This is a genomic window from Halobaculum halobium (assembly GCF_030127145.1).
GTDB lineage: Archaea > Halobacteriota > Halobacteria > Halobacteriales > Haloferacaceae > Halobaculum > Halobaculum halobium.
Genome location: NZ_CP126158.1, coordinates 804087 through 816636, shown reverse-complemented (window position 1 = coordinate 816636; position 12550 = coordinate 804087). Strand labels below are relative to the sequence as shown.

The window sequence follows — 12550 nt, the reverse complement described above, 5'->3', positions numbered from 1 at the left end:
AGGCTAAAGGGTTCTGTTGCACTCCGCGATGGACCGCTTTCGCGGAGACCGCCCGGACTCCGACAGGGGTACGGTTATTCGACGGGACGCCTTTCGGTGCGGTATGTGCGGACGCTACTCGCTCACCCTCACTGCCGACGAACTCGCGGAGCGATTCGACGCCGCCGTCCCCGACGACTGGGAAGCGCGGTACAACTGCGCTCCGGGGCAGGATCTCCCGGTGATCGCCGCCGACTCCCCTGAGTCCGTCCGGCGGATGAGGTGGGGCTACACGCCGCCGTGGGCAGACGAGTCGCGCGATCTGATCAACGCCCGGGCGGAGACGGTCGACGAGACGCGCGCGTTCGCGGAGTCGTTCGAGTCGCGCCGGTGTCTCGTCCCTGCGGACGGCTTCTACGAATGGAGCGACCGCGGCGGCGACAAGCGGCCCTTCCGCGTCGCGTTCGACGACGAGCGCGCGTTCGCGATGGCCGGGATCCACGCGACGTGGGAGCCACCGACGCCGGGGAGACAGGCCGGGCTGGGCGAGTGGGGCGGCGGCAGCGACGACGGCGACGGCTCGGCGGCCGACCGCGTCGAGGCGTTCGCCGTGCTCACGACCGAGCCGAACGACCGGATCGCCGACCTCCACCACCGGATGGCCGTGGTTCTGCCCCGCGAGCGCGAGGACGACTGGCTCGCCGGCGAGTTCGAGAAGACCGATCTACTGAGGCCGTACCCGGGCGACGACATGCGCTACTACCCGGTGTCGTCGCGGGTGAACTCGCCCGCGAACGACGACCCGTCGCTGATCGAGGAGCGACCCGTTCCGTGACCATCGGCGCCACCAGCACCGGCGCCGGCACCGGGGCGCGCCGGTGACTACTTGCGGACGCCCACTGAGATCCGTGTGTGGGTAAGCGACCCGTACGGTTCGACCTGGCGGACATCTCACAGCAGGCCGTCGGTGCGTCGCTCATCGCCGGCGGGCTGTTGATCCCCGGAGACGTCTGGGTGATCGCCGCCGGGATGAGTCTCATGCAGGCCGTTGGGGCGGTCGCGCTCGCGCTGGCGCTCACCTACGTTGCCCTCTACACTGCCGTCGAGCGCCGAGACCCCGCCGCAGAACGGTCCGTTGCGGGGCTTCCGCTGCGATTCCTCTCGACGATCGCGATCGCCATCGCCACCTCGCTGCTGTTCGTTGCGCTGTACGGACTCCCCGTGGAAGGGACACACTCGACGATCGAGACGACAAAGGCGGTGCTCGTCGCGACGTTCTTCACCGTCCTCGTCGCCGCCGCCGCTGACGCGGCGGTCGAGTGAACGGCGGCGCTGGCTCCTCATTCGGAACAGGCCGACAACGCCCGCGAGACCGCCTGTGACCGTTCAGATCGGCAGATGAACAACCCGCGTACGGCCACACTTTTGATATAGCATTATACAATTTATCTGATCGTCACGGAACGCCAATCGTCACGAGTTCTTCCTGAAATGTCTAATACAGTGACATTTTTCAGTGGACCCACCAGAATCGAACGCACGTTCGGACGCTAGCGGGACCGTGCGGCCGAGTCGAGCCGGCCGTTACTCCAACAGCGAGTAGATGTGTTGCTCGTACGTCTCGCGGACGTTGTCGCCCCAGTTGTGGGTGTAGGTGTCGATGATGTCGTCGGCGACGTCGCCGCGGAGGTACTTCACGACGCCGCGGTCGCCCGTGCGGTCCCGGAGATGGGTGGTGAAGAAGTGCCGGAAGTAGTGGGGTGTGACGTTCTCCGTGGCCCCCGCTCCGGATTCGTACCACCCGGCGTCGGCAGCGTGCGTCCTGACGACGCGGCCGACCTGTTCGGGAGTGAGGCGCTCGCCCCACCCGCTACCGGTGGCGACGAACAGCGGCTCGGCGGGCGAGACGGCATCCGGCCGGACCGCGAGCCATCGGACGAGCGTTTCGGCGAGCTCGTCGTCGACCGGGAGCACCGTCCCGCGCTTGCGCTTGTTCGAGGCGCTCCGTGTCTCACCGTTGTGCACTTCACCAACGGACGGCTCGCTCGCGACGAACAGCGAGTCCGGGCGGCCGTCGACCTGTGCGCGGTCGCCGACGTCGTAGCCTGCGAGGTCCCGCGAGAGGGCCACATCCCGAAGGTCCAGGTTACACAGCTCGCCGACGCGCATTCCTGTCTTCAACAGCGTGACGACGAGCGCGCGCTCCAGCGGGTGCGTGATCTCCCCGACGAACGCTCGCATCCTGGGGACGGAGATCTCCCGGCGGGTCGGATCAGTGTCGATCCGCTCGTCGAGTTCCTCCATCACCAGCGCCATCGGATTCGCGTCGAAGGCGCCGACCTGCGTCATGTACGCGAAAAACCGATGCAGGTACGCCGCGTACGTCGCAGTCGTCGAATCCGTCAGGTCCGGGTCCCGACGCAATTCGTGGACGAACGCCATACAGTCGCGATGAGAGGCGGCCGCCGGACTGCTCGCGGCGCCGCCGGGACCGCGCGTCGGATCTGCGAGGAACCCCTCGAACCGGCGGAGCACACGGCCGTACTCCGCGCGTGTCCGGCCGCTTTTTCCGTGAAGCTCCATGTCCTCGAGGAAGTAGCCGATCGGATCCTCGTCGGCGGTGTCGGCGTCCACGTCCTCGTCGGCAGCGCTCATCGCTCCACCAGCACGTATCCCCCGTCGCGACCGCTGTAGCGGACCCGACCGCTCGATTGGAGTTCACCCATCGTTTCGTCGACACGATCTTCGATGTCGCCGGCGACCGCTTCGACCAGTCCCTCGAACGACATGACGCCCTCTCGATCGAGCGCGTCGAGGAGGCGGTCTTCGAGGTCGTTACCCCCAGGGTCCGCGGGGGGAGAACGCCCCTCCAGATCACCGGAACTCGTTGCCGGTTCCGTTCGATCCGCCGCTGTGTCCGTCTCGATTCCCTCGGGAGGGCCGAACTCGGCTGCGATCCCAAGATCGCGGCGACCGGCCTGCACCATCGTCCGGAGGAACTCTGCTTGGGACATGTCGAGGCGCTCGGCGTCTGCGACCCACGCCGCCTTCTGGTAGGCCGGTACCCGGGCGGTCACGGCCACCCGCTCGGTGTCGGCGTCCGCATCGCTCATACCCTTCCCACCGAGGCGGTCATCATCAAGGTGGTGCACTCTCCTGTCCTAATACACTAATTCTTTGAATTGCAGCGGTACCTCTGGCGAGGTTAGAATCGCGTTTGAATGCTTATACCGCTTATTTTGGCCGGTTTCGCTAAACTGCTCGATAGACTCTGGGTGGTGCATGATACAGTCTTAATTTCCCCGGCGTCGAGCCGCGCCGTTACTTCGGGTCGGGTCTCGACCGCTCTCGGGTTGTCAGCTCGTTCGGAGTCATCCTTCGCATCGGGCAAAACCGGCGCGTGAATCGGTACCCGAACGAACAACACAGGAACGGTTCGCGAACGGGGGCGCTCGTATCTGCGCCTCCGCTGTCGCCCCTCGGACAGAGCGAGGGCCCGTTCGCCTCTACGACCACGGGGCGAGAACCCGTTCGACTCCACGACGACGGGCTACACGTCGCGGGCGTGAGCCTGTCGGCCGTCGCTCCAGTGGTCGGCTGATCCCTCTCGGACCAGCCAACTTGTGTAAGTTACTCCCTCGCTCGAGGTAGCCAGTGGTGCGGCAGTAGTCCGAGGCCGGGTCTGTGACTCTCCACCCGGTGGAGTCCTCGGCCGCTGTGCGGCCCACACGAAGGACTCGGAACTGGTTGATGAAGTTGGGACCGTCCGTAACCAGGAGGGCCCTTCTCGCCAGCTAATCGAATCGCACGGTGTCCAGCGTCGTTGGCTCCCGATGGTGCGTCGGCGTCTCACGCGTTCGATACGGTCGGGGAACCGAATCACCGAGTCGTCAGTCCTCCGGAATGGGAATTGCCTCGGTGGAAGACTCTCCGCCGCTGTGTGCAGTTCGACGACCTCGGATCCGCAATTCCGTCGCCGATGGATCCACGGAATTCTGACTGACGACAGACTCATACACTGAATATCGCGATACCCAACTGGCAGCGAATCACGACCGGACCCGAACCCGGAAGACGCGAAACACAGGGCGCGCTCAGTCGTCGTCCCGACCGTACCGACGGTCGACGACGTCGCTGGGGTCTTCGTACTCGTCCGTGTGCCGGACGCACGCGCTCACTCTGCCCTCGTCGCCGACGGCATGTCGCTCCGGCCGCTCGCGGTTGCACACCGAGCCGAACGCTTCGCGAAGCACCGCCGTCGCCTCCTCGTCTTCTCCCCGCCGAGCGAACTGGACCGCGTCCTCGACGGCCTTGCGGGCCGATTTAGTGAGGAGACCGGCGCCTTCAGTCGCGTCGGTGTCACTGTCGCCGGACGCGTCACGCTCGAACAGATCCGCGACCACTTCGTCGATGTCGTTCGCGTCGGCGGCGAGTCCGAGCTGTCGTTTCAGGCGGTCGGTAAGACTGGTCTCGGTGTTTGCCCGCTCGCGCAACACCGTATGCAAGGCGTCGATACGCTCCCAGGCGATCCCCGAGAGGTCGTCGAACTCCGACGGGCGGACCTTCGCGGGGCAGCGCGTGGCGAACCGACACCCCTGGGGCGGGTCCCGCGGCGACGGCGGCGTTCCGCGAAGCGTGACTCGATCCCGGTCGGTTCCGGTGTGACTGCCCGGGATCGCCGACAGTAGCGACAGCGTGTACGGGTGGGCGGGGTCGGTGTACACCGATTCGGTCCCTCCCAACTCGACGATGTCGCCGAGGTACATCACGGCGACGCGGTCGGCGATGTGGCGAACGACCGAGAGGTCGTGCGCGATGAACAGGTACGTGAGGCCGAGCTCTTCTTGAAGATCCTCGAGGAGGTTGATCACCCGCGCCTGGACGCTCACGTCGAGCGCGGATACCGGCTCGTCGAGCACGATGAACTCGGGTTCGAGCGCGAGCGCGCGGGCGATCCCGACGCGCTGGCGCTGTCCGCCCGAGAACTGGTGCGGGTAGCGGTAGTAGTGCTCCTCGTTGAGCCCGACGAGATCGAGCAGTTCGAAGACGCGCTCTCTGCGCGCCGAAGCGGTTTCGGAGTCGTGTGCCTCCAGCGGCTCGCGGACGATCTCGCCGACCGTCATTCGGTCGTTCAGGCTCGCCTCGGGGTCTTGAAACACCATCTGCGCGTCCCGCTGCCACTCGCGGAGCTCACGCCCCGAGAGGCGTGCGACGTTCCGCCCGTCCGAGGTGACCTCGCCGTCGGTCGCGTCCTCGAGTCCGAGGATCGTGCGCCCGAGCGTCGTCTTCCCGCAGCCGGACTCGCCGACGAGCCCGAGCGTCTCCCCGCGTCGAATGTCGAAGGAGACGCCGTCGACGGCCTTCACCGGGTCGTCGCCGAGGAACCCGTCGACGTCGTAGTACTTCTTCAGGTTCCGAACCTCGACGAGGGGGTCGGCGGCGTCCGCGTCGCCAGCGACGCTATCGCCGGCAGGACCGCCGTTCGATTCGTCTGCGACGGCCGACTCTTCCGGGTCCGGGGTGTCGCTTCGGCTCACTGGTGGTCACCCCCGTCGGCGACGGCGTCGCCGCCGGCGCTTCGATCCGGTCGCGGATCGCCGGTGCCCGGGTCCCCGTCGTAGCCGTCCTCGTGGAGCAGACACGCGGCGGTGTGGTCGGGGCCGACCCGGATCGGCTCCGGGTGGACGCGTTCGCAGGCATCGAACGCCTGCGGACATCGGTCTGCGAACCGACAGTCGGTCGGCTCCGTCGTTGGCGTGGGCACTTCGCCGCCGATCGTCGGGAGCCGGTCGCCCGAGACGGTCCGCCCGGGGATCGACGCGAGCAGCCCCTGCGTGTACGGGTGCTGTGGAGCGTCGAACAGCTCGTCGACCGGCGCCGATTCGACGATCTCTCCGGCGTACATAACGTTCACTCGGTCGGCGGTCTCCTCGATGACGCCCATGTCGTGGGTGATAAACATGATCGCGAGATCCTCCTCGTCCTGCAGGTCGTCGAGCAGTTCCAAGATCTGCGCTTGGATGGTCACGTCGAGCGCCGTCGTCGGCTCGTCGCACACGAGCAGGTCCGGGTCACACGCCAGCGCGACGGCGATGACCGCTCGCTGTTTCATCCCGCCGGAGAACTGGTGGGGGTACTCGCCGACCCGCCGGCGGGCGTCGGGGATCCCGACGGACTCCAGCAGTCGGACGGCTTCCTCGCGGGCGGCCGCGCCGGTGAGGTTTTGGTGGATCCGGAGCGTCTCGCGGATCTGGTTCCCGACCGTGTACACCGGGTTCAAGGAATTGTTCGGGTCCTGGAAGACGATCGAGATGTCGCCGCGGTGTGTGTCCCAGTTGTCGTCGGTCAGTTCCTCGCCTCTGAACCGGATCGACCCCGACTCGATCACGCCGGGTGAGTCGATCAGTCCGAGGACAGAGCGGGCCGTGACGGACTTCCCGGAGCCTGATTCCCCGACGATCCCGAGCGTCTCGCCCTTGTCGACGGTGAAGGAGACGTCGTCGATCGCGCGGATCGTCTCCTTGTCAGTGTGGAAGACGGTCGTCAGCCCCTCGACGGCGAGGAGCGCCTCGCGACCGCCGTCAGTACAGGCGGCGCCGGTCGGCACTCCGTCGGGTTCTCCCGCGGGTGCGTCGGTCCCGTTCGGTCGCATCAGGCACCACCCCCGCGACCGCTGGCGCTGCCCTGGTCTTCCGCGTCGGACTCCGGATCGATCGCGTCGCGAACGCCGTCACCGAGGGCGTTGAATCCGGTCACGACGAGCGTGATCAGGATCCCCGGGATGAGCGAGATGTGCCACGAGGCGGTCGTCACGTAGTCTTGGCCCGCGTTGACCGCTCGTCCCCATTCGGGGGTCGGCGGGTTCACGCCGAGCCCGAGGAACGACAGCCCGGCGATGGCGATGATGGCACCCCCGAGCGTCATCGAGCCGTACACGAGCACGTAACCGGTGATGTACGGGAGCATGTGTTTTCGCATGATCGTCCCGGGAGTCTGTCCGAACGACTTCGCGGCGTCGACCCACTCCCGATTCGACACCTGCAGCGCCGGGCCGCGGAACGACCGCCACATCGCCGGCCAACCGGTCCCCGCGAAGATCAGCGCGAGCACGAACGCCCCGGAGTAGATCTGTCCGATCCACGTCCCCGAGAGAATCACGGAGAGCATGATGAGCAGCAGTAACTGCGGCATCCCCATCACCGCGTCGGAGACGAGCACCGCGCCGAGGTCGACCTTCCCACGGTAGTACGCCGTCAACAGCGCGAGGACGATCGCGACCGACACCGAGAGGCCGACGGAGACGAGCCCGACCACCAGCGAGATCCGCGAGCCGTGGGCGATGAACGTGAACAGGTCCTTCCCGCTCGGAAGCGTCCCGAACGGATGGATGCGGCCGTAGTCGTCGTACTGCATCGGACCGACGTTCTCCTGTGAGGTACCCTGCGACTGTGACCCCAGGTTCGCCTGTCCGACGGTCACGGTCTGGGTCCCGTCGCCGGTCCAGTAGGTCACATCGTGTTGGTACGGGTTCGCCAGGTTCGCCGCCGTCGTCGTGGGACTGAGCGCCGGCGCGAACAGGACCAGTACGAAGAACATCACGACGACGGCGACGCCGAACAGGCCCCACTTGTGCTCACGGAACCGGTCGACAACGTCGTCCCGCGGCGTCCAGTCGGCGATCCGGTAGTGGGTCCGGTACCGCTCGTAGCCGACCCACAGCCAAGCTAACGACACGAACGAGTACGCGTAGATGAGCGCCACACGGAGCAGCCACGCCAGATCGGGTGACAGTCCGAGGAACGTTCCGACGTAGCCGCTGCCGTCGTAGTACCCCCGGTTCGGGATCGTCTCGCGGGAGAGCAGCGTCGGGACGGCGTCCGCCGCCCGTTCGAGCGCGAGTACGGCCCCGGGAACGGCGACGCCGGGCAGCACTGACACGGCGTCCGCCAGCAGCGCCGAGAGGAACTGCGCGAGAGCGCCGGCCTCCAGCGCGAACAACACACCGGCGACGGCGATCCAGGCCGCCGCCGGCCGGGGGTTCGCGGCGATTCGGTCTCGAAGCGATGCGGCCTCGCCGTCGGTGAAGGTTCTGGTAGCTGTCGCCATGGGCAGTCAGGTTCCCTCGTAGCCCACACGGGGGTCGATCAGTGTGTAGAGGACGTCCTGTGCGATGTTGATGGTGAGCATGAGCACGATGAACACGAACATGAGCGACCCCACGAGCGGCAGGTCGCCCTGAATGGCGGCGTCGAAGAACAGCTTCCCCATCCCGTTGATCCCGAACACCGACTCGACGAGGACGCTGCCGCCGATGAGCAGGAACGCCTCCGTGGTGATCACGGGAACCAGCGGAACGAGCGCGTTCCGGAAGACGTGCTTCCAGACGATCGCCCGCCCGGGGATTCCACGAGCGCGAGCGAAGTCGACGTACTGCTCGTTTTTCGTCTCCAGAACCGCCGTCCGTCCGATACGCATCTCGTTCCCCATCGACGCCGAGCCCAACACGAGCGCCGCAGGCAGGATCTTCTTGATCGCGGCCAGCGTCTCTCGCGGCTGTGTGAAGAAGGCGAGCGGGTCGCCGGCCATGTAGGAAAGCCCGGGGTTGCCGGTCACCCCGGAGGGGAGGTTCACCACGAAGGTGTCCCAGTCGAACCCGAGCAGCGACTCCGAGCCGACGAGGACCGCGAGCAGGATCACGGCAAGCCAGAAGTTCGGCATCGCGCGCCAGACGATCCCCGAGACGGAGGCGATGTAGTCGGCGATGGTGTTCGAGCGGATCCCGGCATAGAACCCCAACGGGACGCCGATACAGATCGCGACGAGCACCGACCAGAAGCCGAGCCAGACGGTCCGCGGCAGGAAGTCCAACACGAGCGAACCGACGTTCGATCCGGTGTAGATGAGCCACGTCTGGCCGAGGTCCAGCGTGAACAGGCTCCACATCCAGTCGAGATAGTGTTGCAGCGGGGGTTGATCGAGCCCGAGCTCAGTGCGAGCGGCCTCGTACTTGGTCTCGGTCAGCCGTTCGGTGCCACTCAGCAGGTTCGCGGCGGGGTCGACGGGTCCTTGATAGATGATGAACCACGTCATGCTGGTCCCGAGCCACAACACCGGGACGGACATGAGGAAGCGCTTCGCGAGGTATTTGAGCCGGTTCATGGATTTCCAGGGGTTCGCATCTCGTTGGTGAGTTCGATCGGATTACAAAAACACTGTTGCATCGACTGGGCGCCGCGTCCGGCCGGGTCAGCTGTCGCTGGTGTCCTCCAGCGTGAGCGAGTTGAACGTCTGGTCTTCCATCGTGCCGGCCATCCGGGCGTTGACACGGTCCTGCCAGAGCCGCTGGGTGACCGAGTGGACGAGCGGCAGCTCCTGAACGGCCGCCCAGTTGACCTCCTCTTGGAAGTAGTAGACCTCGTCGCGTGCGCGCGTCGCCTCCTCGCTTGGCCCGCGGTTGTCGAGGTACGTGTCCCACTGGCGGTCCGAGCGGGGCATGAGCGGGTCGAACGGCGCCTGCGTCGACTCGGCCTCGCCGTAGTTATAGCCGGCGTCGTTGATCGCCGACTCCAGTTCGTCCGGGGTAACGTTCTCGATCGCGACGCTGACCTGATTTCCGTCCGTGTTCACCTTCACGTGGTCCTCGGGGAAGTCGCCGTCAAGCTCCGCGTAGACGTTCGAGCGGACGGTGTCGGTGCCGTCGCCGTCGAAGTCGACGTCCGAGCAGACCACTTGGTAGGTCCACCGGGTGAACATCCCGCTGGGACTGTCGTACGGCGGGATGAACCGGAGGAAGTTGTCCGACTCCGGCCACTCCATGCCGTCGCTGAGCGAGAACATGTCCATCGCCCCGTCCAGCGCCTGCCCGATGATCGTCCCGAAGTCGGCCTCGACGATGCTGATGTCGATGTAGGCGGCGGTCGCCTTGTCGCGCAGCGTCTGGGCGATCGACTGCCACGCGCTGTTGCCCGAGAAGATGGTGAATTCGAGCTCGTAGCGGTTGTCCTCGCCGTAGCCGGCCTCCTCCATGACGCGCTGCGCCTCGCCGATCCGGCCTTCGGCCACCCCGTAGGGGTAGCCGTCGGAGAACTGGTCGAGCTGGTTGCGGTGACCGTCCTGATAGTGTTTGTTGTAGTTCTCGCCGGGGTTCTCGCCCTCGCGGGCCATGAACGCGCCCGGCGGCGTCAGGTGGTACGCGGGCGGCTGAAGTCCCTTGTACACGTCCTGCGAGATCCGTTCCTGGTTGATCAGGTACGCGATCGCCTGCCGGACCGCCTTCGGCGTCCGCGCGGCGTTGAACACGAGATAGGTGGTGTCGAGCGCCGGCGCCTCGCCGTAGTTGACCGTACCGCCGGTGTCGAGCTCGTAGCTGCCGGTGCGGTAGGTGCCGCGGTTGCGGCTGATCGACCGCCGGTCGGGGTTGAACGCCGCTGTCGGCATTCCCTCGAGCAGCACGTCGAGGTTGCCGTTCTTGAACCGCGAGAAGCGCGTCTGCTGGTTGCCGATGACCGTGTAGACGATCTCGTCGATGTACGGGCCCTCGCCGTAGTAGTCGTCGAACGCCGACAGCCGGATCTGGTCCCCTTTGCTCCAGGAGTCGACCTGGAAGGGGCCCACGCCCGCGAAGAACGGCCCGTCGCCGTCCGTGGAGAAGTACTCGTTGTACTCGTACTCGCCCTCCCACATCAGGCCGTCGACGCCCTCGTGGTCCTCGTAGTCCTTCGGGTACGCGACCGAACCCTCGGGGATCGGCGCGAACGCGCCCCCGGCGATCTGCGAGAGGGTGCCGGTGAACTGCGACGCCATGGTAAACCGGAAGGTGTAGTCGTCGACCGCCTCGACGCCAAGCGTCCCGGGGATGTACCCCGCGACGCCGTCGATGTCGGACTGCTTCTCGTGTTCGATGGCGAACGTGTCGCCGACGATGTCGTCGGCGTTGCGGGTCTCCTCGGAGCCCGCGAGCCGCTCCCACGAGTACACGAAGTCCTGTGCGGTCAGCTCCTGTCCGTCGTGGAAGGTGACCCCTTCCCGGAGCTGGAAGGTGTACGTGAGGCCGTCGTCGGAGACTTCGTAATCGGTCGCGAGATCGGCCGTCGGCGGGAGATCGCCGTCATCGAAGTTCATCAGGGCCGCGTTGTACTGGTTGTACCCCGCACCAGACCCCTTTGCGTTCACCGGGTCGAGCGTTTGGACCGGCCCGTTGGAGGCCAACTGAAGGGTGCCGCCGGTGTACTCCCGCTCGGACTCCGGCGTCGCCGTCGCCGTGTCCGTCGAACTGGGTGTCTCGGTCGCGGTATCGGTCGACTGTTCGTCCGGTTGGTTCCCGGAGCAGCCCGCGAGCGCCGCCGCCACGCCCGAGCCTGCCGCGGTGAGAAAGCGCCGCCGAGTGGTGTCCTCGGACATCGGCTATAATCGCCAGTTCGGACACAAAATAACTTGTCATCTGCAGTCCCGTGTGCATATATACCTCACCAGATCGCTCTCTATCCCACACATCTGCATTTCTCAGTATCGACCGTGAGAGACGGTCGGAGAACTGTTCGACGTGGCCGACCCGCGCCGAGATCGACCGGGACCGTTTTGACACGGGTGTCCGAGGAACCTCGTATGGTCACACCGCTCGACAGGTCCGGTTCCCCAGAGGGATCGCTGATGGCAAGCCTCGACCGACCGCGCACCGACGAGCCGACGCGCGTCGCTGTCATCGCCGATCCGCACCTTTCGACGGAGGAGGCGGGGACCTCGAAGCTGTTCAACCGAACGGAGGCGCACGTCGCGAACGCCGTGGCCGATATTGTCGACCGCGACGTAGACGCGACGCTGTGCGTGGGAGACATCACGAAAGACGGGGAGCCGTGGAACTTCGACCGGTTCGACGAGCTGGCGGCCGATCTCGAGGCGCCGTTCTACTCGGTCCCCGGCAATCACGACGTGCCGAAGGAGGGGTACGATCACGAGAACCTCTCGATGAACGCGTTCGCAGAGCGATACACGCCCGACGGCCAGGCGTTTCCGTTTCACGTTCCCGTCGGCGGGGTGGACGTGATCGGCGTCAACACCGCGGGGACCGAAGAGTGGCTCTACGACTCACACGCGGGGACCGTTCGCGAGGACCAGCTCGACGAGCTCGACGCGATGCTCGCGGCCGCTGACACCCCGCTCGTGCTCGCGCACCACAACCTCCCCGCCATGTCCGAGCAGGTCCACGAGCACCGCGAACTGGCCGAGCCGGACATGTTCGTCCCCCCCGAGATGGACGACCCGGAGCCGTTCGTCGAGACGCTCGAACGTCACGGCGCGCCGCTGCTGCTCACCGGCCACCTACACATGCCTTCAGCCGCGCGCCAGGGGTCCGTCCGCGAACTGATGATGCCGACGACGTGCTCGTTCCCGCAGGGGTACTGCCTCCTCGACGTGGGGCCCGACGGGACCGACGTCCGGTTCGTGCCCGTCGCAGATTTCGAGGAGATGGTCGTCGGTCACCGCGAGCGCTCGACCGACTCGGTGACTGCGCGGGGACTGACGGGCATGGCGGCCGCACGCCTCGCGCAGTTCCCGCTCGTCGAGGAGTGAG

General features: G+C 66.4%; 10 protein-coding genes. 3 read left to right on the top strand and 7 right to left on the bottom strand.

The window, feature by feature from the left end; translation table 11 throughout:
* Positions 1 to 103: 103 nt before the first annotated feature.
* Positions 104 to 814 carry an SOS response-associated peptidase gene (locus tag P0Y41_RS04335; protein ID WP_284062744.1) on the top strand — a complete coding sequence of 237 codons (711 nt, stop codon included), beginning with the start codon at positions 104 to 106 and terminating at the stop codon, positions 812 to 814.
* Between the two features lie 77 nt (positions 815 to 891).
* Positions 892 to 1302, top strand: coding sequence for a DUF2391 domain-containing protein (locus P0Y41_RS04330; protein ID WP_284062743.1), 411 nt, complete (start codon positions 892 to 894; stop codon positions 1300 to 1302).
* Positions 1303 to 1563: 261 nt separating this feature from the next.
* Here the strand turns inward: P0Y41_RS04330 and P0Y41_RS04325 are convergent, their stop codons facing one another.
* From P0Y41_RS04325 to P0Y41_RS04295, 7 genes are all read right to left on the bottom strand, one after another.
* Complete coding sequence (locus P0Y41_RS04325; RefSeq protein ID WP_284062742.1) at positions 1564 to 2634, bottom strand: tyrosine-type recombinase/integrase; 1071 nt, start codon at positions 2632 to 2634, stop codon at positions 1564 to 1566.
* The gene (locus P0Y41_RS04320) at positions 2631 to 3092 is read right to left on the bottom strand and encodes a DUF5805 domain-containing protein (RefSeq protein ID WP_284062741.1); all 462 of its coding nucleotides are present in this window, start codon (positions 3090 to 3092) and stop codon (positions 2631 to 2633) included. Before P0Y41_RS04320 ends, P0Y41_RS04325 begins: the two co-directional genes overlap by 4 nt.
* 981 nt (positions 3093 to 4073) lie before the next feature.
* Positions 4074 to 5390: an ABC transporter ATP-binding protein gene (locus P0Y41_RS04315; protein ID WP_284063344.1), complete on the bottom strand. Its 1317-nt coding sequence runs from the start codon at positions 5388 to 5390 to the stop codon at positions 4074 to 4076.
* Positions 5391 to 5512: 122 nt separating this feature from the next.
* Positions 5513 to 6631, bottom strand: a complete 1119-nt coding sequence (locus tag P0Y41_RS04310; RefSeq protein ID WP_284062740.1) for an ABC transporter ATP-binding protein — start codon at positions 6629 to 6631, stop codon at positions 5513 to 5515.
* Positions 6631 to 8085, bottom strand: coding sequence for an ABC transporter permease (locus P0Y41_RS04305; RefSeq protein WP_284062739.1), 1455 nt, complete (start codon positions 8083 to 8085; stop codon positions 6631 to 6633). The genes P0Y41_RS04310 and P0Y41_RS04305 overlap by 1 nt, the downstream gene beginning before the upstream one ends.
* Positions 8086 to 8091: 6 nt before the next feature.
* Positions 8092 to 9138 carry an ABC transporter permease gene (locus P0Y41_RS04300; RefSeq protein ID WP_284062738.1) on the bottom strand — a complete coding sequence of 349 codons (1047 nt, stop codon included), beginning with the start codon at positions 9136 to 9138 and terminating at the stop codon, positions 8092 to 8094.
* 87 nt (positions 9139 to 9225) lie between these two features.
* Complete coding sequence (locus P0Y41_RS04295; protein WP_284062737.1) at positions 9226 to 11379, bottom strand: ABC transporter substrate-binding protein; 2154 nt, start codon at positions 11377 to 11379, stop codon at positions 9226 to 9228.
* Between the two features lie 204 nt (positions 11380 to 11583).
* Here P0Y41_RS04295 and P0Y41_RS04290 point away from each other — a divergent pair, with 204 nt between their 5' ends.
* Positions 11584 to 12549, top strand: a complete 966-nt coding sequence (locus P0Y41_RS04290; protein ID WP_284062736.1) for a metallophosphoesterase family protein — start codon at positions 11584 to 11586, stop codon at positions 12547 to 12549.
* Position 12550: the final 1 nt, after the last annotated feature.

Excerpts from the sequence above, each read along its gene's own strand:
- P0Y41_RS04335 (WP_284062744.1), top strand. The coding sequence starts at position 104 with ATGTGCGGACGCTACTCGCTCACCCTCACTGCCGACGAACTCGCGGAG.
- P0Y41_RS04325 (WP_284062742.1), bottom strand. The coding sequence starts at position 2,634 with ATGAGCGCTGCCGACGAGGACGTGGACGCCGACACCGCCGACGAGGAT.
- P0Y41_RS04320 (WP_284062741.1), bottom strand. The coding sequence starts at position 3,092 with ATGAGCGATGCGGACGCCGACACCGAGCGGGTGGCCGTGACCGCCCGG.
- P0Y41_RS04310 (WP_284062740.1), bottom strand. The coding sequence starts at position 6,631 with ATGCGACCGAACGGGACCGACGCACCCGCGGGAGAACCCGACGGAGTG.
- P0Y41_RS04305 (WP_284062739.1), bottom strand. The coding sequence starts at position 8,085 with ATGGCGACAGCTACCAGAACCTTCACCGACGGCGAGGCCGCATCGCTT.
- P0Y41_RS04300 (WP_284062738.1), bottom strand. The coding sequence starts at position 9,138 with ATGAACCGGCTCAAATACCTCGCGAAGCGCTTCCTCATGTCCGTCCCG.
- P0Y41_RS04295 (WP_284062737.1), bottom strand. The coding sequence starts at position 11,379 with ATGTCCGAGGACACCACTCGGCGGCGCTTTCTCACCGCGGCAGGCTCG.
- P0Y41_RS04290 (WP_284062736.1), top strand. The coding sequence starts at position 11,584 with ATGGTCACACCGCTCGACAGGTCCGGTTCCCCAGAGGGATCGCTGATG.